At 50.4% G+C, this 20,360-nt stretch carries 19 protein-coding genes; 2 read left to right on the top strand and 17 right to left on the bottom strand.

From position 1 onward, the window contains the following. Positions 1-43: 43 nt before the first annotated feature. The 12 genes from cheZ to flhD all read right to left on the bottom strand — a co-directional run bounded on the left by cheZ (position 44) and on the right by flhD (position 11,848). On the bottom strand, positions 44-688 hold the full coding sequence (gene cheZ, locus AABJ99_RS10335) for a protein phosphatase CheZ (RefSeq protein ID WP_000983609.1): 645 nt from the start codon (positions 686-688) through the stop codon (positions 44-46). A 10-nt stretch (positions 689-698) separates the two neighbouring features. After that, entirely contained in the window at positions 699-1,088 is a 390-nt protein-coding gene (cheY, locus tag AABJ99_RS10330) for a chemotaxis response regulator CheY (protein WP_000763867.1), read from the bottom strand. 14 nt (positions 1,089-1,102) lie between these two features. Further along, positions 1,103-2,152: a protein-glutamate methylesterase/protein glutamine deamidase gene (cheB, locus tag AABJ99_RS10325; protein WP_000036371.1), complete on the bottom strand. Its 1,050-nt coding sequence runs from the start codon at positions 2,150-2,152 to the stop codon at positions 1,103-1,105. 2 nt (positions 2,153-2,154) lie between these two features. Then, positions 2,155-3,015 carry a protein-glutamate O-methyltransferase CheR gene (gene cheR / locus AABJ99_RS10320; protein ID WP_338387554.1) on the bottom strand — a complete coding sequence of 287 codons (861 nt, stop codon included), beginning with the start codon at positions 3,013-3,015 and terminating at the stop codon, positions 2,155-2,157. Positions 3,016-3,033: 18 nt separating this feature from the next. Continuing rightward, on the bottom strand, positions 3,034-4,635 hold the full coding sequence (gene tap / locus AABJ99_RS10315; RefSeq protein ID WP_039020712.1) for a methyl-accepting chemotaxis protein IV: 1,602 nt from the start codon (positions 4,633-4,635) through the stop codon (positions 3,034-3,036). A gap of 45 nt (positions 4,636-4,680) precedes the next feature. Further along, entirely contained in the window at positions 4,681-6,342 is a 1,662-nt protein-coding gene (tar, locus tag AABJ99_RS10310; protein WP_039020711.1) for a methyl-accepting chemotaxis protein II, read from the bottom strand. Positions 6,343-6,486: 144 nt separating this feature from the next. Beyond that, positions 6,487-6,990, bottom strand: coding sequence for a chemotaxis protein CheW (cheW, locus tag AABJ99_RS10305; RefSeq protein ID WP_000147302.1), 504 nt, complete (start codon positions 6,988-6,990; stop codon positions 6,487-6,489). Between the two features lie 20 nt (positions 6,991-7,010). Beyond that, complete coding sequence (cheA, locus tag AABJ99_RS10300) at positions 7,011-8,975, bottom strand: chemotaxis protein CheA (protein WP_160523680.1); 1,965 nt, start codon at positions 8,973-8,975, stop codon at positions 7,011-7,013. 4 nt (positions 8,976-8,979) lie between these two features. Next, positions 8,980-9,906, bottom strand: a complete 927-nt coding sequence (motB, locus tag AABJ99_RS10295; RefSeq protein WP_000795625.1) for a flagellar motor protein MotB — start codon at positions 9,904-9,906, stop codon at positions 8,980-8,982. Further along, complete coding sequence (gene motA / locus AABJ99_RS10290) at positions 9,903-10,790, bottom strand: flagellar motor stator protein MotA (RefSeq protein ID WP_000906336.1); 888 nt, start codon at positions 10,788-10,790, stop codon at positions 9,903-9,905. The genes motB and motA overlap by 4 nt, the downstream gene beginning before the upstream one ends. Positions 10,791-10,916: 126 nt before the next feature. Further along, positions 10,917-11,495 (bottom strand): flagellar transcriptional regulator FlhC, encoded by a 579-nt coding sequence (flhC, locus tag AABJ99_RS10285; protein ID WP_001291603.1) that lies wholly within the window; start codon positions 11,493-11,495, stop codon positions 10,917-10,919. Positions 11,496-11,497: 2 nt separating this feature from the next. Continuing rightward, positions 11,498-11,848: a flagellar transcriptional regulator FlhD gene (flhD, locus tag AABJ99_RS10280; protein ID WP_001295647.1), complete on the bottom strand. Its 351-nt coding sequence runs from the start codon at positions 11,846-11,848 to the stop codon at positions 11,498-11,500. Between the two features lie 781 nt (positions 11,849-12,629). On the opposite strand from flhD, the gene uspC reads away from it, so the two are divergent. Next, complete coding sequence (uspC, locus tag AABJ99_RS10275) at positions 12,630-13,058, top strand: universal stress protein UspC (protein ID WP_000122421.1); 429 nt, start codon at positions 12,630-12,632, stop codon at positions 13,056-13,058. Between the two features lie 6 nt (positions 13,059-13,064). Here the strand turns inward: uspC and otsA are convergent, their stop codons facing one another. The 5 genes from otsA to araF form a co-directional block, all read right to left on the bottom strand. Beyond that, the gene (gene otsA, locus AABJ99_RS10270; protein WP_039020709.1) at positions 13,065-14,489 is read right to left on the bottom strand and encodes an alpha,alpha-trehalose-phosphate synthase; all 1,425 of its coding nucleotides are present in this window, start codon (positions 14,487-14,489) and stop codon (positions 13,065-13,067) included. Beyond that, positions 14,464-15,264: a trehalose-phosphatase gene (otsB, locus tag AABJ99_RS10265; protein ID WP_039020708.1), complete on the bottom strand. Its 801-nt coding sequence runs from the start codon at positions 15,262-15,264 to the stop codon at positions 14,464-14,466. The genes otsA and otsB overlap by 26 nt, the downstream gene beginning before the upstream one ends. 166 nt (positions 15,265-15,430) lie before the next feature. Then, a complete protein-coding gene (araH, locus tag AABJ99_RS10260; protein ID WP_001306740.1) occupies positions 15,431-16,417 on the bottom strand; it encodes an arabinose ABC transporter permease AraH in 987 nt (328 codons plus the stop codon). Positions 16,418-16,431: 14 nt separating this feature from the next. Beyond that, complete coding sequence (gene araG / locus AABJ99_RS10255) at positions 16,432-17,946, bottom strand: arabinose ABC transporter ATP-binding protein AraG (RefSeq protein WP_001187824.1); 1,515 nt, start codon at positions 17,944-17,946, stop codon at positions 16,432-16,434. 69 nt (positions 17,947-18,015) lie between these two features. Further along, positions 18,016-19,005 (bottom strand): arabinose ABC transporter substrate-binding protein AraF, encoded by a 990-nt coding sequence (gene araF, locus AABJ99_RS10250; RefSeq protein ID WP_039020707.1) that lies wholly within the window; start codon positions 19,003-19,005, stop codon positions 18,016-18,018. 796 nt (positions 19,006-19,801) lie between these two features. Between araF and ftnB the strand changes: the two genes are divergently transcribed. Beyond that, complete coding sequence (ftnB, locus tag AABJ99_RS10245) at positions 19,802-20,305, top strand: non-heme ferritin-like protein (protein WP_000179469.1); 504 nt, start codon at positions 19,802-19,804, stop codon at positions 20,303-20,305. The last annotated feature ends 55 nt before the right edge of the window (positions 20,306-20,360 follow it).

Below are 20,360 nucleotides of genomic sequence, written 5' to 3'. Positions count from 1 at the left end.
ATCGCCTGATATGACGCGGTTACGCCACATCAGGCAATACAAATCAAAATCCAAGACTATCCAACAAATCGTCCACCTGATCCTGACTGGCTACCACACCGGCTTTGCTGGTATCAACCTGAGGTCCATTAAGCAAACTCTGGTTTTCACGTTTTGGACGCGACTCCTGTTCCGGGATGTTTTCCAACAGCACCATCAGCAATTGACGTTCGATCTCCTGAATGACATCCATCATCCGCTTAATGACCTGTCCGGTGAGGTCCTGAAAATCCTGCGCCATCATGATTTCCAGCAGTTGCGCGTTAGTAAAGCTGGTATGCGCGGGGACATCTGCCAGAAATTGCCGCGTATCTGTCACCAGTTCACGGGCATCGGCAAGGTCAATCGGATCGGCAAACCAGTCATCCCAACGTTGGGTTAATGCTTTTGCTGATTTCTCCATTTGATCCTGATGTGGTTGTGACGCTTCAACACTGTTCAGCGCCCGCTCTGCAGCCTGGGCAGTCATCTGCACAACATAGTACAAACGATCGCGGGCATCGGGGATGGCTTCCGCCGCTTCGGCAATTGCCTGATCCAGCCCCAGCTCGCGCAAACTGTCGCGCAACATACGCGTCAGGCTGCCGATGCGCGCAATGATATCGCCAGCTGAATGCTCGTCAGCAGGTTTGATTGATGGTTGCATCATAGTCGCATCCTCACATGCCCAGTTTCTCAAAGATTTTGTTGAGTTTTTCCTCCAGCGTCGCGGCGGTAAATGGCTTCACCACATAGCCACTGGCCCCCGCTTGCGCCGCAGCAATGATGTTCTCTTTCTTCGCTTCTGCAGTCACCATTAACACCGGCAATGCCGACATCGCGCCATCCGCACGAATCGTTTTCAGCAATTCCAGGCCATCCATGTTGGGCATGTTCCAGTCGGAGATAACAAATCCATAACCGCCTGCCTGCAACTTATTGAGGGCGTCGACGCCATCTTCCGCTTCCTCAACATTATTGAATCCCAGCTCTTTCAGCAGGTTACGCACAATGCGTCGCATGGTGGAAAAGTCATCCACAACCAAAAATTTAAGTTCTTTATCCGCCATTTCACACTCCTGATTTAAATACGTATCGCCTGTCCGGCACTGATTTTCGCCAGCATTTGCTGGCTTACCTGGCTAAGATCGACCACTTCGCAAACACCACCCATATTGATGGCCTCGCGCGGCATGCCGAACACCACGCAACTTGCTTCGTTTTGTGCAAGGGTCCATGCTCCCGCCTGACGCATCGCCAACATTCCCGCCGCGCCGTCGTTGCCCATACCGGTCAGGATCACCCCAACCGCATTACGCCCCGCCTGTTTGGCGACAGAATGGAACAACACATCTACCGAAGGCCGATGACGGTTAACCGCCGGGCCGTCGTGAATTTTGATTTGATAATTTGCGCCACTACGCGCCAGCTCCATATGCCGATCGCCCGGCGCAATATAGGCATGCCCCGGCAAGACACGTTCTCCGTCTTCGGCTTCTTTAACCCCGATCTGGCAAAGCTTATTAAGTCTGTCGGCAAAAGAGCGGGTGAAACCGGGCGGCATATGCTGGGTAATTAACAGTGCCGGGCTGGAAAGCGGCAACGGTTGCAGGACGTGACGAATTGCCTCAGTTCCACCCGTTGAAGCACCAATCGCAATCAGTTTTTCAGAACTCAACAACGGCCCCGCTTTCAGCGTTGTCGGTGCCGACAATGGTTTATGTGCTGCAAGGCTCGCCTTTGCTGCTGTACGCACCTTTTCAGCAATCATTTCGCTATACGCCAGCATTCCTTCGCGAATACCCAGCTGCGGTTTGGTGACAAAATCTATCGCCCCCAGCTCCAGCGCGCGCAGCGTAACTTCTGACCCTTTGCCGGTCAGGGAAGAAACCATCACAACGGGCATTGGACGCAAACGCATTAATTTTTCGAGAAAATCCAGTCCGTCCATCCGCGGCATTTCAACATCCAGCGTCAATACATCGGGATTGAATTTCTTAATCAAATCACGCGCAACCAGCGGATCAGGGGCGGTCGCCACCATTTCCATGTCGCTATGGCTGTTGATGATTTCTGTCATGATCTGGCGCATTAGTGCCGAATCATCGACAGATAACACCCTGATTTTGCTCATCGTTAATCCTTATTTAGCGCATACACCGTCTGACCACGCAGCGTGAAGCGGCGCTCAAGGTGGCTAAAGTTTTCAGAGTGACCCGCAAACAGCAATCCGTCGGGTTTAAGGAGCGGAACAAAGCGGCGCAAAATCTCCTGCTGGGTAGTTTGATCGAAGTAGATCATGACGTTACGACAGAAGATCGCATCAAACGGCCCCGGCACGGTGTATTGTTTCGCCAGTAAATTCAGCGGGGCAAAATCAACATAGTTCGCCAGCTCCTGACGCACACGCACCAATCCTTCATGCGGTCCCGTCCCCCGCATGAAGTACCGCTGCAGTTGCTGCGGCGTCAGATTTTTCAGCTCTTCATGGCGATAAATACCGCTTCTGGCTTTTTCCAGCACCTCGGTGTCGATATCGCTGGCAAACACTTTCCAGCGTCCAGGCGCGGTGCCCAATGTGTCAGCCAGTGTCATCGCAATGCTGTACGGTTCTTCGCCGGTCGAAGCCGCCGCGCTCCATACGCGATACTCGCCAGAACGACGCCGGGCGTGATCCGCGAGCAGAGGAAAATGATGCGCCTCACGGTAAAAAGCCGTCAGATTCGTGGTCAGCGAATTGATAAACGCCTGCCACTCACCGCTGTGCTGATTAGATTCCAGCAAGTTCAAGTAATGGCCGAAATCCGTCAGTCCCAGCGAACGCAAACGACGAACCAGTCGGTTGTAAACCATGTCGCGTTTATGGTCGGCCAGGACGATCCCGGCTCGTTGATAGATCAATTGACCTATCCGCCGAAAATGCGCGTCGGAAAGCGCCAGGCGCTCGGTCATCTGTAACAATAAAGACGTTTGCCCACAGGGCAGAGATGAAGTCATAGCGCCTTCTCAATCACTTCAGGATACCACTGGCGCAATCTGTAACTGCGCCGACTCATGTCGTGCTACTTCATGTTCTTCAAGGGTAAATACCGCCACACGCGACGAAAGATGGTCAGCCTGGTTCGCCAGTTGTTCCGTTGCCGCCGCCGCTTCTTCTACCAGCGAGGCGTTCTGCTGAGTCACCTGATCCATCTGGCTGACAGCCTGTGCAACTTGTTCAATCCCACGCCGTTGTTCTTCCGACGCAGAGGCAATTTCTCCCATAATGTCGTTCACGCGGGTCACCGAACTGACAATATCGGTCATGGTCCCGGCGGCGTTATTCACCAGTTTCGAACCCTGCTGGACACGATTGACAGACTCTTCGATCAGTCCTTTGATCTCTTTTGCCGCCTGGGCGCTACGGCTGGCAAGATTGCGCACTTCACCTGCCACTACCGCAAAACCACGCCCCTGCTCTCCGGCGCGAGCCGCTTCCACTGCCGCATTCAGGGCCAGAATATTGGTCTGGAAAGCAATGCCGTCGATAACGCTGATAATGTCGCCAATTTTTTGCGAGCTGGTGGCGATTTCCTGCATGGTGTGAGTCATGGTACTGACCTGGACACCCCCCGCCTGCGCCGTTGTGGCGGCTTTTTTTGCCAGTTCCGACGCCTGTCGCGCGTTATCGGCGTTTTGCCCTACCGTGGCGGTTAATTGCTCCATACTGGCGGCCGTTTGTGACAACGATGCCGCCTGCTGTTCGGTACGACTTGAGAGATCGTTATTGCCTGCGACAATCTCCGCGATACCAATGTGCATCTCCTGGCTTCCCTTACGCACATCACTCACCGTCCCACGTAAAGCCTGCTGCATGGTCTTCAGGCTGGCAAAAATGGCGGTGATCTCATTGCGACCATATACCGCAATCGGACGCGCCAGATTACCCGCAGCAATGCTGTCAAAATGGCTACCGATGATGGCCAGTGGTTGAACAATCATCTTGCGCGTCCACCACAGCGCACTGCTGATGTAGAGCGCTGCAACAATAATCATGCTGATAAACACCAGCGCCGAAATCTGATAGTTACGCTGGCTTTGCGCACTGGCGGCTTCCAGCACATGGTTGATCTCCTGCTGCCAGGCCTCAAAGTTAACGTCAAACGCATTCTGTGATTCCTGCACCGGCGCAGTGAGGAAATCCGAAAGTTGATTACTTTCAAGCCAGGTCGCCTGATGTTCGAGATCGTTGTGCCAGCGGGCAAAACTTTTCTCCGTCTCTTTTTGCAACGCCCTGACGTGCTCGTTGCCCGCAGTCATCGCCATAAAACTTTTAAATAACGTAGAGGATTGCGTCAGACTGGCGCGCGCCGTCGTCATCAACGTTTTAATGTCATCTGCCGGATAGCTAAGCGCCGTCAGAGTGCCCGCTTTATTCAGCGCGGTGCTGGCCTGTAACATCACCGCCCGAGTTTGCGCTAATGCCGCACGTTGCTGATTGCTCTGCTCGACCTGATTCAATCGTTGCAAATCATCGCGAAATGCCCAAAAAGACATGCCGTTACTGCCAATCTGCAAGATCCCGCAGAGAATCAAAATTAAAAACAGCGTGGTCGAAATTCGAATACGATTAAACATCAACGCTCCCCATCAGGCGGCAATGACCGCGTTAGTCAATGCTCGTTAAAATGTTTCCCAGTTTGGATCTTGTTCAGCAATTCGCAGTCGTGGCTGTGCCGGTGGTTGCTCACTGGCAGGACGGGATGATGTTTGCGTTTTATTGGTGAGTGGGCTGGCTGCCAGATGGAACGCAGAAACCGCTTGTGTTAAACGACTGGCCTGTTCTTCCAGCGCAGCGGCGGCAGCAGCTGATTCCTGCACCAGCGATGCGTTCTGTTGCGTGACGCGATCCATTTCCGAAACCGCCAATGCGACTTGATCGATGCCGCGGCTCTGTTCATCTGATGCCGATGCAATTTCGCCCATAATGTCAGTCACGCGAGTGACAGCATTGACGATATTGTTCATTGTTTCCCCGGCGCTTTCGACCAGCACCGAACCGGTATCAACGCGTGAGACGGAGTCTTCAATAAGTGCTTTGATCTCTTTTGCCGCCTGGGCGCTGCGACTGGCAAGATTGCGCACTTCGCCCGCCACCACGGCAAAACCACGGCCCTGTTCACCCGCACGCGCGGCTTCAACAGCGGCATTCAGCGCCAGGATATTGGTCTGGAAGGCAATACCATCGATAACGCTGATAATGTCGGCGATTTTCTTCGAACTATCGGCAATCTCATGCATCGTTTTCACTACGCCATCCACTACTTTGCCGCCATGCTGGGCGGTGTCGGAGGCACTTTGCGCCAGTTGTGAGGCCTGGCGGGCGTTATCGGCATTTTGCTTCACCGTCGCGGTGAGTTGCTCCATGCTGGCAGCAGTTTCTTCCAGCGCGGATGCTTGCTGTTCAGTACGGGAAGAAAGATCGGTATTGCCCGCCGCAATTTCACGGGTGCCAGCATAGATGGCATCAGAGCCTTCGCGCACATGAGTGACGGTGTCAGTCAAAGAGCGTTGCATATGTGAAACGCTCTGCGCCAGGTCGCCCATTTCACTGCGCCCGTCAATGGTCAGGGTATTCGCCAGGTTACCACTGGCGATTTCGCGAATGTGAGCAATAATTTTTGCCAGCGGTGTAAGCAACATACGGCGAATGCCGTACCACGCCACCAGCAGAATCAATACCACCACCAGCGCAATAACCGCCAGTTGCCACTGGGCAAATCGATAATCATCTGCGTTGTCAGTGACGATATCGCGATACATTTTTTCACTGCTGAGGGCGTACTGAGCAAACGCTTCGCCCATTGCATTTTGCATTCCCTGGGTTGGCTGAGCGAAATAAGCTCCAGTATTGCCATAATCAAGATAATCAATCAGTTCAGTTAATGCTGTGTGATAGTTTTTATATTTTTCATCAATATTACGACTGGTAGCGACCATTTCAGGTAACGGCGCCATGCTTTTGAATTTTTTATAATGTGTCGCGGCCTGGGCCAAAGTTTTCCTGGCGCTATCGAGCAATTCAACTTTGGCGTTACTTTGTTGATTGGAGGAATCCATCATCATCCGCACCGCTGATCGACTCAGGTTAATGCGCGTTTGCAGCATTAAATCCCAGGTTGACGTCAGCTCGCCCTGCTGTTCCCGTAATTGATTGGAAACCACAAAGCTCTTCTGGCTATGGTGAAGGGAGGAAAAAAACAGACTGCCGGAAATAAGCTGTAACAGTGCGAATACCCCCAGCACCATTACCAACAGCGTGACTACGCGGATACGGTTAATCATAAGGCACCTTCCTGAAAACAAGTTGATCTCGTTATCGGCAAGAAGGAGGGAAACTTTATTGCTGATGCCACCCGCCGCGAAACTGAAATAAAAAACCCGATGCGCAGGTCATCGGGTTCATTGCAATTGAGGAAATCAGGAGAATTACGCCACTTCTGACGCCGCGCTATCTAACAGCGCCATCTCTTCGCTGTTCAGCAGTTTTTCGATGTTCACCAGAATCAACATGCGGTCGCCCAGTGCGCCCAGTCCAGTGAGATATTCTGTTGAAAGCGTCACGGCAAATTCCGGTGCCGGACGAATTTGCTCCGCCGTCAATGAAAGCACATCTGAGACGCCGTCAACCACGATGCCGACCACCCGCTGTCCGAGATTCAGGACGATAACTACCGTGTTGTCGTTATAGTCCACATCCACCTGGCTGAACTTAATTCGTAAGTCGACAATCGGCACAATAACACCGCGCAGATTAGTGACACCTTTGATAAACGCTGGCGTGTTTGCAATCCGTGTCACCTGATCGTAACCACGGATCTCCTGCACTTTCAGAATATCAATACCGTATTCTTCGTCACCAAGGGTAAATACCAGGAATTCCTGGCCTGACGGCTCGCTGGCCAGCTTTGTTACATTCGTCATACCGGTCATATTGTTACCTTTTTACTCATTCAGGCGGCGGTGTTCGCCATACGTTGTTCGCGGTTTATCGCCTGCAAGGCGGAGACATCAACAATCAGTGCCACGCTGCCGTCGCCAAGAATGGTCGCAGCAGAAATGCCGGGGACTTTGCGATAGTTACTTTCAAGGTTTTTAACCACAACCTGGTGTTGACCGATTAGTTGATCCACCAGCAAGGCGTAGCGGCGACCGCCACTTTGCAGGATCACCACAATTCCCTGGGTGGCTTCGGTTTTCGCGCCCGCGACGTTGAATACTTTCCACAATTCAACGATGGGCAGATATTCACCACGCACTTCCAGCACCCGCTCGCCGCCTGCCAGTGGATGGAGATCAGCTTCACGGGGTTGCAGTGATTCCATGACCGCATTCAGCGGCAGAATGAAAACTTCATCCGCAACGCGTACGGACATGCCGTCGAGGATGGCCAGCGTCAGCGGCAGTAAAATGCGGATGGTAGTACCTGTGCCCTGCTTCGACTGGATTTCGACATGCCCCCCCATCTCCTGGATATTACGTTTAACGACATCCATACCGACGCCGCGCCCGGAGACGTCGGTGACCTGTTCCGCAGTGGAGAAGCCAGGCGCAAATATCAGCATCGCGACTTCGTCGTCGCTCATGTTTTCGCTGACAGTCAAACCTTGCGAGGCCGCTTTTGCCAGAATTCGCTCACGGTTTAGCCCCGCACCATCATCGGTCACTTCAATGCAAATGTTGCCGCCCTGATGTTCGGCAGACAGAATTAAATTTCCGACACTGTTTTTACCTGCGGCGAGCCGTTTTTCTGGCAGTTCAATACCGTGATCGAGGCTATTGCGTACCAGGTGGGTCAGCGGATCGATAATGCGTTCTATCAGGCTCTTGTCGAGTTCAGTGGAACTGCCCACCAGCGTCAGTTCTACCTGCTTGCCGAGTTTTCCCGCCAGATCACGCACCAACCGGGGATAGCGACTAAAGACATATTCCATCGGCATCATGCGAATCGACATCACTGATTCCTGCAAATCACGAGCGTTACGTTGTAACTGCCCCATGCTGGTAATCAAATCACCATGATTAACCGGGTCCAGTTCGCTGGAACGCTGGGCAAGCATGGACTGGGTGATGACCAGCTCGCCGACGAGGTTAATTAATTGATCAACCTTTTCTACCGCTACACGGATGCTGGTGGATTCACTGCTGCGCGTCGTTTTTTCCCGCTCCACGCGACCGGTTGGCGCTTGTTCGGCTGCCAGTTTAAGCACTGGTGGGGGGGATATTTTTGGCGCGACTTCTACTGTTTCAAAGGTAATCTGATCGGCCTCGATCACAAAACAGAGTACCGCTGTGATGTCATCTTCGGCAATGTCGCCCGGTAATATTGCCGAGAGAGAATCCGCCCCCTTTACCACGTCAGTTAGGGTTGTCAGATGTCCCAGCTCTTCTTCCAGCAGGTCGACTTCCCCGGCCTTCAGGCGCGAGAGGATAATTCGACGCGGTGACTGACAGCGACTCTGCTCATCTTGCGGTTCACTTTTGGCAACCACACTTAATCGGGTCACTGCGGATGGCGTTTCGCCTTTCGCTTCTAATGCCAGTTGACGCAAGGCCTGGCAGATATAATCGAAGCTGGCGGCATCCGGCTCTTGCGACTGTTTATAAGCGTCGAGCTGTTCTTGCATGATGTCCTTCGTTTCCAAAAACAGATTGATAATGTCGGTGTTGAGTTGCATCTCACCTCGTCTGGCTTCGTCGAGCAGGTTTTCCATCAGATGCGTGGTTTCCTGCAAAACGCTGAAGCCAAAGGTTCCTGCCCCTCCTTTGATCGAGTGGGCAGCCCGAAAGATGGCATTCAATTGTTCGGCATCTGGCGCTTCCGGCTGCAAAACCAGCAGATGCTGCTCCATGTCAGCCAACAGTTCGTCCGCTTCATCAAAAAATGTCTGATAAAAATCGCTTATATCCATGCTCACGCTGTCACCTCGGTTCGGCTGATGGCATTGTGGGAACACTGACCTGTGGTGCAACCTCAGGTTTTTCCAGGGCGCTTACTGGCTCATTCTGGCTTTCGGCGTTTTCATGCAAAATGGCCTGTTCGGCTTGTTTGTTCAGTACCAGCAGGCTGATACGACGGTTGACAGCATCATCAGGACCGCGATCGCTTAAGCGCATCGTTGCCGCCATGCCGACAACACGTAACACTTTGCCGCCATCCAATCCGCCAACCATCAGTTCGCGGCGGGATGCATTGGCCCGATCGGCAGAAAGCTCCCAGTTGCTATATCCTTTCTCACCACTGGCGTAAGGGAAATCATCGGTATGACCCGAAAGGCTAATACGGTTGGGAATACCATTCAGAACGGGCGCGATGGCGCGCAGAATGTCGCGCATATAGGGTTCGACGTCGGCACTGCCGGTTCTGAACATCGGGCGATTCTGGCTATCGATGATCTGAATACGTAGACCTTCCTGGACCAGATCGATTTTGAGATGTGGACGTAACGCCCGCAGTTTCGGATCGGATTCAATCAACTGGTCGAGATCGCCACGCAATTTCCGCAATCGACTTTGCTCCATGCGTTTTTTCAGCTCTTCGATGTTCGGCTGCTTATTCACTTCCCCCTGGCTTTGGGTGTAATCATCACCCCCACCGGGAATTGGGCTTTCACTATTAGAAATGCGATCGCCGCCCGTAACCGCAGTCGCCAGTGGAGTCCGGAAGTACTCCGCAATCTGAATCAGCTCTTTTGGGCTGGAGATGGAGATTAGCCACATCACCAGAAAAAAGGCCATCATCGCGGTCATAAAGTCGGCATAAGCAATCTTCCACGATCCATGTGCTGCCCCGTGGCTTTTGGCTTTGCGTCGTTTGACGACAATAATCGGATGCGCTTGATTCTTCATGCTTCCTCGGTTGTCGTCTGTTGTTGCGGATTTTTCACTGCACGCACATGCTCTTCCAGTTCAATAAACGACGGACGTTCGCTGGAATAGAGCGTTTTGCGACCAAACTCAACGGCGATAGGCGGTGCGTAACCGTTCAGATTAGAAAGCAGTGTGACTTTCACGCATTGCATCATTTTGCTGGTTTCGGCGCTTTTCTGACGTAAAACACTCGCTAATGGGGAAATAAATCCGTAAGCCAATAAAATACCGAGGAAAGTCCCCACCATCGCATGTGCGATAAGCGCCCCCAGCTCGGCGGCAGGGCGATCGGCTGAACCTAACGCGTGAACGACCCCCATCACAGCCGCGACAATACCAAACGCCGGAAGTGAGTCCCCGACCAATGCCAGACTGTTCGCCGGGACTTCTGCTTCGCTTTCGTGCGTCTCAATCTCTTCATCCATCAGGGCTTCAATTTCGAAGGTATTCATGTGACCGCTGATAATCAGGCGCAGATAATCGACGATAAAATCAAGCATGACGCTATCCGCAAGGATGCGTGGGTAGCTGGCGAAGATCTCGCTCTCACGGGGATTTTCAATATCGCGTTCCAGCGAAAACATCCCCATCTGCCGCGATTTCGCCATCAACCGATAAAGCAGAGCCAGCAGATCCATATACATTGCTTTGGTATATTTGGAGCGACGAAATAGCAACGGCAGCGCCTTCAGCGTGCCTTTAATCGCTTTGCCATTATTGCCGACGATAAACGACCCAATCCCTGCACCGGCAATAATCACCAGTTCAGCGGGTTGATAGAGTGCTCCAAGGCTTCCACCGGTCATCAGATAACCGCCGAAAACTGTACCGAGAACAACCAGGTAACCTAATAAGATAAGCACGACATCATCCTTCCACTGTTGACCATGACAGGATGTTCAGTCGTCAGACGTTAACGCGCGATTGGGGCAAAAAAAAGCAGCGGTACGTCGTTACCGCTGCTGGAATGTTTCGCCACACCGTATCAGTTAAACAGCCTGTACTCTCTGTTCATCCAGCAGTTGTGGGATAATATCGGCAGGATTCTGGGAAAGTTTACGTCTTTTTACTGCCCGGGATGGCGGCTGACATAAGCTGCAGGCAAAGCTGCCAACAGGCTGGTGAGCGTGGGTAATAAAATTGCCGCCGCAGCAGTTGCAGCTGGAAAGTTGCAGTAATCCACTTTCAACAAACCGTACCAATGTCCAGGCACGGGTTAATGCCAGTAGCGGTCCTTCTTCTGCTTGCGGGCACTGTTCAAGGTATAAACGGTAGGCTTTGATTACCGCATCGACGCCATTACACAAGCCGGTTTTCAGTAAAAACTGCCATGCGTTACAGAACATCGAAGCATGAACGTTTTGTTCCCAGGTCATAAACCAGTCGGTTGAGAATGGCAGCATGCCTTTCGGCGGTGGGCTTCCGCGCAGTTCTTTATAGAGTTTTATCAGGCGTCCGCGACTTAACTGTGTTTCGCTTTCCAGCATCTGCAAACGAGCGCCCAGGGTGATCAATTCCATTGCCAGCTGAATATCCCGCGCTTCCTGAACAATGCTTTTTTCACTCATGATCACGCCCTTTTCTTGCGCAGCGCTTCTTCAGGCTGATTAACATCATTCAGCAAGCGTGTCGAGAGCATGATGCCGGTATGAATTTGCTGGAGATCGTCAACGCGGGAATCTTGCGTCAACTGAGTAATCGTCTGGTGGCTGTCAAAACGAAAGTGACAAACCAGTTGATTGGTTTCTGCCAGCTTAACCATTTGCGGAAGAGTCAGTGCCGCTAACGTTGTCGCCATTTCTTCATTTATGCCGAGACGAAACATTGCGGACGCTTTGTCCTGAACAATCAGACGCTGTGCAAGTAGTAAATATGACAAGTTGATGTCATAAATGTGTTTCAGCAACTCGGAGGTATGCATTATTCCCACCCAGAATAACCAACTTTATTTTTATGCGGTATCACCGCACCCCGTGATGTCGCCGGGAAGCCCCGGTAAAAAGTAATTAGCATTAGAATAGTTGCGATAAGCTGCAATAAAACAGCCCCACCTTATTGGGTTTAATAGGTCCTTACAAATAGAGGGGGTACTTTACACTTATCTAAGATTTTTCCTAAATCGACGCAACTGTACTCGTCACTACACGCACATACAACGGAGGGGTACTGCGATTTTCAATAATGTGTGATACAGATCACATAAAACACTCAATTACTTAACATAAATGTATAAGTCATACTTTTGTTTTGGGTGTATTTCAATCTGTTAAAAAGTTTTTCACACCGATGGTAAGCAAAAGTGAAACCGTAATAATCGAAATGAGATGTTTCGCACAGTTAAAATAACTCACCGTAAATAATCATCTGCTATAAATAATTGGTCAAATGCAAAATCAGTTAATCTATTTACAAACAGGCACTTACAACACAATATACTGATTTAAGGCAAAGACAGGCAACAACCCACTTAATATTAACGAAATGTTTTATATATATTACCCATTTGTTTAATATGGGGAATTAGTACATTTTTTCCTTATAATAACAATTGAAATTATATGATTGCTGGGCGTCATTGATTAATTGTTTTTACTAATAACCAGGCTAATATTTACCTGTTTGACTGAGTTCGAATTGCGTCCTTCCTCCATTAGGAGTAAAGCTTTAATGTCACCTGAAGTTCACAGAATAAGGAACAGGTTATGAGCTATAGCAATATTCTTGTCGCCGTTGCGGTTACACCGGAAAGTCAGCAACTGCTAGCAAAAGCGGTATCTATCGCCAGGCCAGTAAAGGGACACATCAGTTTAATTACTCTCGCTTCCGACCCGGAAATGTACAATCAATTAGCCGCGCCGATGCTTGAAGATTTACGCAGCGTGATGCAGGAAGAAACGCAAAGCTTTCTTGATAAGTTAATTCAGGATGCGGGGTATCCCGTTGACGAGACGTTTATTGCCTACGGTGAGTTAAGCGAACATATTCTGGAGGTTTGTCGCAAACATCATTTCGATTTGGTGATTTGCGGTAATCACAATCACAGTTTCTTTTCGCGAGCATCCTGCTCGGCGAAAAGAGTGATTGCCTCAAGTGAGGTCGATGTGCTGTTAGTTCCACTTACGGGAGATTAACCGCACTTACGCAAGCTTAGGAAAGGTAGCAACTTTATCGCGCTGCTGGCTTTCCGCGCTTCGCGGAACTATCTGCTTTAGGTCGCTAATGAAGCACTCCTGCCAGTGGTTAATATCGTTTTTCACGATAACGTCCAGCATTTCTGCATGACGGGAAATACGTTCCGCCAGCGACATAGTCAATGCACGATCCAGCGCAGCTGCAACTTCGTCACGATCGTAGGGATTAACAATTAACGCCGACGTTAACTCGTTTGCCGCTCCCGCAAATTGCGAAAGAACAAGTACGCCCGGGTTGGCTGGGTCCTGAGCGGCAACATACTCTTTTGCCACCAGGTTCATCCCGTCACGCAGTGGCGTCACTAAGCCCACGTCAGAGTAGCGGAATATTTTCATCAGTAATTTACGGTCAAAATGCTGATTCAAATAATAAAGCGGCGTCCAGCCTAATTGCCCATATTTACCATTAATTCGTCCGGCTTCATTTTCGAGCTGATGACGAATATCCTGATAGGCTTGCACATCACCACGCGACGTTGGCGCGATCTGGGTATAACGAATTTTACCGTGATGTTGCGGATATTTTTCCAGTAACGCTTCATAGGCGAGAAAACGCTCCGGCAAACCTTTGGAATAATCCAGTCGTTCAACAGAAAAGATGTTCTGTACGTTTTTCAGTTCCGCTTTGAGTTGCGCCAGTTTTGGCGGCAGTGGTCCGGCAGCCTGTTTCGCTATTTCTTTCGGTTCAATGCCGATCGGGTAAACTTCTGTTCGAAACGCTTTGCCCCACGCCGTATGGCTTTTTGCGCTACGCGTCGTGACACGGGTCAGGTTAGAAAGGCAATCCAGGAACGCCAGACGATCGTTTTCTGTCTGGAAACCCAGCAAATCATAATCACAAAGCTGTTCAAGCAAGGTGTCATATGTCGGCAGCGCGTTGAAGATTTCCGGCGTCGGGAATGGAATATGCAAAAAGAAACCAATGCGATTATTCACCCCTCTTTTGCGTAATTCATGCGCAAAGGGCAACAGGTGATAATCGTGGATCCAGATAATGTCATCGTCTTGCAGGAGCGGCAATAATTTATCTGCCAGCATTGCATTTACGCGTAGGTAGCCATCCCAGGCAGGACGCTGAAATTGCACCAGATCGAGGCGATAATGAAAAGCAGGCCAGAGAACGGCATTGGAGAATTGGTTGTAGTATTCGTCAAGGTCCTGTTCGCTGAGGTTAAAAGAGGCCCACGTAATGTTACCCTTTTTCACCTTTTTTAGTGGCTGATCCTCATTTCCTGTTTCGCCACTCCAGCCAAACCACAGTCCACCTGCGGCTTTCAGTGCCCCCAGTATGCCAACGGCAAGGCCACCGGCACTGGCGGCGTGCTCATCTGGTGGTGCAATCCGGTTAGATACTACGACTAAACGACTCATAGTCATCACTCCTGTTATTTTCTCTTTTTTGTTGTAATGCGGTGGTTATCATTTCAAGCCAGCTCCAGACATCCGGCACGCCCGCCAGTCGCCATGATGCCTGAGTTGCGCCTGTGCCAATTTTTACTGACATTCCGCCCTGCCGGTTAACGACAGCGAAGCCAGATTCATCGGTTAAATCATCGCCCAGAAATACCGGCGTTCGCCCGATAAAGGGAGCTTCCTGCATAAAGGCAGCAATCGCCTCACCTTTACTGGTGCCTCGCGGCTTGATCTCGACAACACACTTTCCCTGCTGTAACGCCATTTGTGGCCAGATCTGGGTAATACGTTGCGCTAATGTCATTAATGCGTCTTCATGCTGCGGAGCCTGACGATAATGCAGCGCAAAGGCCATCCCTTTCGTCTCCAGCTCCGCGCCGGGAAGCTGGGCGATAGCCGTATGCAGTTGCACGCTAATATCACGCGCAATCGCATCCGGCAGATGAACGATATGCGTTTTACCATTGATGTCACGGCGCTCCGCCCCATGCACGCCCGCTAACGGGAAGCGATAAGGTTTTGCCAAAGCGTCAAGCTCTACCATTGAGCGCCCTGATATCAATGCCAATGCACCATCACTTGCGGTTGCCAGTAGCTGAAGTCCTTGCAGAATATTGTCAGGCACGACCACCTGATCGGGATGCGGTTTAATTTCCGCCAGCGTTCCATCGAGATCAAAAAACCAGGCATATTTCGCGGATAGTTCAGGGGTTTCGGTTAACGGTTCTGTCACCCGGTTCTCCTCCTTCTCTTTTCTTATTGTGTTGCGCAGAACGCGCTTTACAGACATGTAAGTATAGACAGTGTGACGGGGGTCGCCATTTGTAACGAAGAACAGCCAACCGTTGTGGCGGCTGGCTGTGGTGGGAAAAAACGCTAAATTGTTGCAGAAAAAAGCATCAAACAGTGCGTTTCGCTTTTTGCTTGTAACGGTCGAAGATCACCGCTGCCAGCAGGATTAAACCGCGAACAACGTACTGCGCGAAAGGAGAAATATTAAGCAGGTTCATGGCGTTTTCCACGGTACCTAAAATTAAGATACCCGCCACCACATATGAGATTTTTCCGATGCCACCTTTCAGAGAAACGCCACCTAAAACGCAGGCGGAGATAACAATCAGCTCATAGCCAATCGACGTCATTGGCTGCCCACTGGTCATACGTGAAGCCAGAATAATTCCGGCTATCGCTGATACCAGTCCAGAGAGAACAAAGATAATAATTTTGGTGCGAACAACCGGTACACCTGCCAGACGCGCGGCCTCTTCGTTCCCGCCAATCGCCAGGGTGTTACGCCCAAAGGTGGTTTTATTCAACAGCAAACCAAAGACAATCAGACACGCGACGGTAAGCCAGATTGGCGCAGGCAGACCGAACCAGTTGGCATAACCAAGGGCAAAGAAGCTTTCATCTTCGATACCTACCGCTTTACCGTCAGAAATGATGTACGCCAGACCTCGAACAATCTGCATCGTTGCCAGTGTCGTGATCAGGGCATTTATTTTCAGTTTGGCGATAACAAAGCCATTGACCAGACCACAGAGAACGCCCAGCAACAAACCCGCTGCCACGCCAATCCACAGGCTTTCAGTCAGGTTGATAACCACCGCCGTGGTGACACCCGCACAGGCAATTACGGAGGCGACAGAAAGGTCAAAGTCACCGGAAGCAAGGCAGAACAACATGCCACACGCCACCATCCCCGACATAGAAATTGCCAGGCCCAACCCTTTCATATTAATGAAGGTGGCAAAATTTGGGACAAAAATGGCACAGGCGATAAAAAGCACCGCAAACACCACCAGCATGCCGTACTGATCCCAGATACGCCCAAAGCTGAAAGACGACTTAGGTGCGCCAGAACCCGATGTAGAAACAGAAGACATCATACTCTCCTTACTCAGGCAACTGCCTGGCTGACTTTAGGCATCGCAAGGCTTAATGCCTGACGCTCATCTGCCTGCTCGTGTAACAATTCACCGGCGATTTCGCCTTCGCGCATCACCACAATCCGGTCGGCAACTCCGAGGACTTCGGGTAAGTCGCTGGAGGCAAACAGCACCGCCACGCCCTGCGCTGCCAGCGCATAAATCACGTTGTAAATTTCATGCTTAGCACCAACATCAATGCCGCGCGTAGGTTCATCCAGCAAAATGACCTTCATCTCTTCCGATAACCAGCGGCCCAGAATGGCTTTTTGCTGATTTCCGCCTGAAAGATTCATGATCAGTTGCTCTGCGCCCGGCGTTTTGATGTTGAGCGAACGAATGTGGTGATCGGCATTGTTTTCTTCCCAACCGTTGTTGATTACACAACCGCCGAGCACATGTTTGCGTCTGGCACTGATGTTGATATTGTCGCGAACGGAGTGCACAGGAATAATGCCTTCCGCTTTGCGATCTTCCGGGCAGAGCATCATGCCTGCGGCAATAGCGTGGCTCGGTTTACGAATATCAATCGGCCGTTGGTCGATATAAACCTGACCGGCGGTGATTTGCGTACCGCCAAACATGCCTTTCATTAATTCGCTACGCCCTGCCCCGACCAGACCAAACAGACCGACAATTTCTCCACTGCGAACCGCCAGACTTATTGGCGTACGCACGCCTGGTGCTTTCACAGCATCAAGACGCAGCCGCTCCTCGCCATAACTACGCGGTTGCCAACCGTAGATATCGCCGATGTCGCGCCCGACCATCGCCTGCACCAGGGCGTCGTGGTCAACCTGCTGCATATCAGTAAAGGTTTTGACATAACGCCCATCTTTAAAGACGGTGATGGCATCGCTGAGGGCAAATATTTCTTCCATACGGTGAGAAACGTATAAGATCACCCGCCCCTCTTTTCGCAGTTCACGAATAACGCGGAAAAGATTGTCGATTTCACGGGCAGAGAGGGAGCTGGTTGGCTCATCAAAGGCGATAATTTTGGCGTTACGCGCCAGCGCTTTGGCAATTTCAACCATCTGCCACTGACCAATGGAGAGATATTTCAGCGGCGTGTCCGGGTCAATATCCATACCAAGATGTTTAAGTTGTAAACCCGCCTCATAATTCAGCAATGAGCGATTCACAATGCCGCCTTTATGCGGCAGCTGGCCGAGATAGATGTTTTCCGCGACGGTCATTTCCGGCACGAGATGCAGTTCCTGGTAAATAATCGCCACACCCGCGTTAAGTGCTGCGGTCGTGTCGGAAAAGGACATTTCCTGCCCATTAATCACTACAGAACCCGTGGTTGGCGCATAGTTGCCGCTGAGGATTTTTAAGAGAGTTGATTTTCCTGCGCCATTTTCACCCATCAACGCATGAACCTGACCGGCATAGCAGTCAAAACTAATATCCGTCAGCGCCTTAACGCCGGGAAACGTTTTACCGATGCCGCGAAATGAGAGATACGGGGTAGACTGTTGCATAACGTCTCCGTGAATCACTGGTCGTTCACACCCCCTCTGCATCATGCAGAGGGGAATTTTTTCGGCAGATTACTTACCGCCTAACCCTTTTTTCTCCAGTTCTTCTTTAAAGTTGTCACGCGTGATCAGCACCACGTCGGTAACTTCGGTGAATTTGGTCGGTTCGACACCTTTTGCGACCCAGTTGTAAAGCATTTCGCTGGACTTATAACCATGTACGTCCGGGCTTGGCAGCAGTGATCCGTAGAAGCCGGTTGCCTGTGCCTTAGACAGTTCGCTCACCGCATCTACACCGTTAATACCGATACCGATAATATCGGCCGCTTTAAAGCCCTGACCTTCCGTCGCGCGTACGCCGCCCAGCACGGTGCTGTCGTTCATACCGACGATCAGCCAATGTTTAACTTCCGGATGTTGAACCAGCATTGAGTTGGCAGCGTCAAATGCCCCCGGGATGTCGTTAGATTTGGTAGGTACCTGATAAATTTGTTTTTCCGGGAATCCTGCAGCTTTCAGCGCATCCATAGAACCCGTAGTACGGCGACGAGCCGTATCCAGTTCGTTGGAGGTAATCGCCATCACCGCGCTTTCTTTGACACCCCAGCCACGTTTCTGCATCTCTTTATACAGTTCCTGGCCCTGACGTTCGCCAATTTTGGTCGCTGCCATCATCACCAGCGGAACGGTATCCATTGGCTTGCCTTTGGCGTTAACAAACTGGTCATCCACGGCAATGACTTTCATATCGTAGCCACGCGCTTTCGCCACGATGGCAGAGCCGAGTTTCGGGTCCGGAGTACAAATAACGAAACCTTTCGCGCCACTGGCAGCCAGGCTGTCGATAGCGTTCAATGTTTTTTCGCCATCCGGCACGGCAATCTTAATAACTTCAAACCCTAAATCCTTCCCGGCTTTATCGGCAAACTTCCATTCGGTCTGGAACCACGGCTCTTCCGGTTGCTTCACCAGGAAACCGAGCTTCAGGTTCTCCGCCATAGCGGATTGTGACATAACGGCTGCCAGACCAATGGCTGCCAGGGCTTTAGTAAATTTGTGCATGGTTCTCTCCAGCTTTAGTGTCGTTTTGTGTAGGGCAAAAACGAATGACTTTCGTTAAATTAATCGGAAAACAAAGCATTACCTTTTAACTAAAAGATAAGTGACCGTGTTGACATAGTTTTAGCGAGAAATTAATTCTCCATAGGAGAGCAATATCACATCGCAGAATTACAGTGAGAACGTGCATAAATTTAGCGGGAAAAGACATAAGGAAAAGCTTATTTGTCAGACAAATCACCGAGCGCGCAGCAGATTAATCCATAAGATTAGCCTGGAAATCCTTGTTGTCTTTGGTACCCATGCGGGATGTCTTCTTTTTAACCAGTCAATAGGCTGCATTACCTGGCGTTGAGTTTTTGAAATGGTGTAATAACCGCAACTCAAAGATGTGGAAAATGAGCGTCATTCATTTCGCCATTAATTATCACCGTGCTCATTAATTAACAGAACACGTATACTGAGAGCCATATCGCAAAAATGAAAAAACGTTTTAAAAAATCATTGCTTCATCATGAATTCAAATCCCCCTATTAATATCAACAAGATACAAAAAGCATCATCATTAAAATTCATTGCAGTTACATTGATTTCATCAATGAAATGTAAAAATATATAAACTTGATGATTTAAGCATTTTCTTATACCCGTTCAGACGTTATTCTTATTTCAGATCATCGTCAGAATTGACTCCACGATCACATTTCGGACCGGCAGAAAGGAATTATTCTGCAAACAGTAATTATGGTGTTTTGATTTATCTTGCACCTCTCCACTTCTGGATATAAGGATATTAGGTATGGCAACCGCTGGAATGCTTCTCAAACTCAACTCTCAAATGAACCGCGAGTTTTACGCATCCAATCTCTACCTTCACCTGAGTAACTGGTGTTCTGAACAGAGTCTGAACGGCACCGCCACTTTCCTTCGCGCACAGGCACAGAGTAACGTGACCCAAATGATGCGCATGTTTAACTTTATGAAGAGTGTCGGCGCTACTCCCATCGTTAAAGCCATTGATGTTCCCGGTGAAAAACTGAACTCACTGGAAGAACTTTTCCAAAAAACGATGGAAGAATACGAGCAACGTTCAAGCACGCTGGCACAGTTAGCCGATGAAGCTAAAGAACTGAATGATGATTCAACCGTCAATTTCCTGCGCGATCTGGAAAAAGAGCAGCAGCATGATGGCCTGTTGCTGCAAACCATTCTTGATGAAGTGCGCAGTGCGAAACTTGCTGGTATGTGCCCTGTGCAGACCGACCAACATGTTCTGAATGTCGTGTCGCATCAGCTGCATTGATCATCATCGGCGCTAATGCATTGCGCCGATGAAGTTTTTGAGAAACCGCTGCCTC

Source organism: Escherichia coli, from assembly GCF_036503815.1.
GTDB lineage: Bacteria > Pseudomonadota > Gammaproteobacteria > Enterobacterales > Enterobacteriaceae > Escherichia > Escherichia coli_F.
Note: the sequence above shows the minus strand (reverse complement) of the source record. Positions and strands in the feature narration are given on the sequence as shown.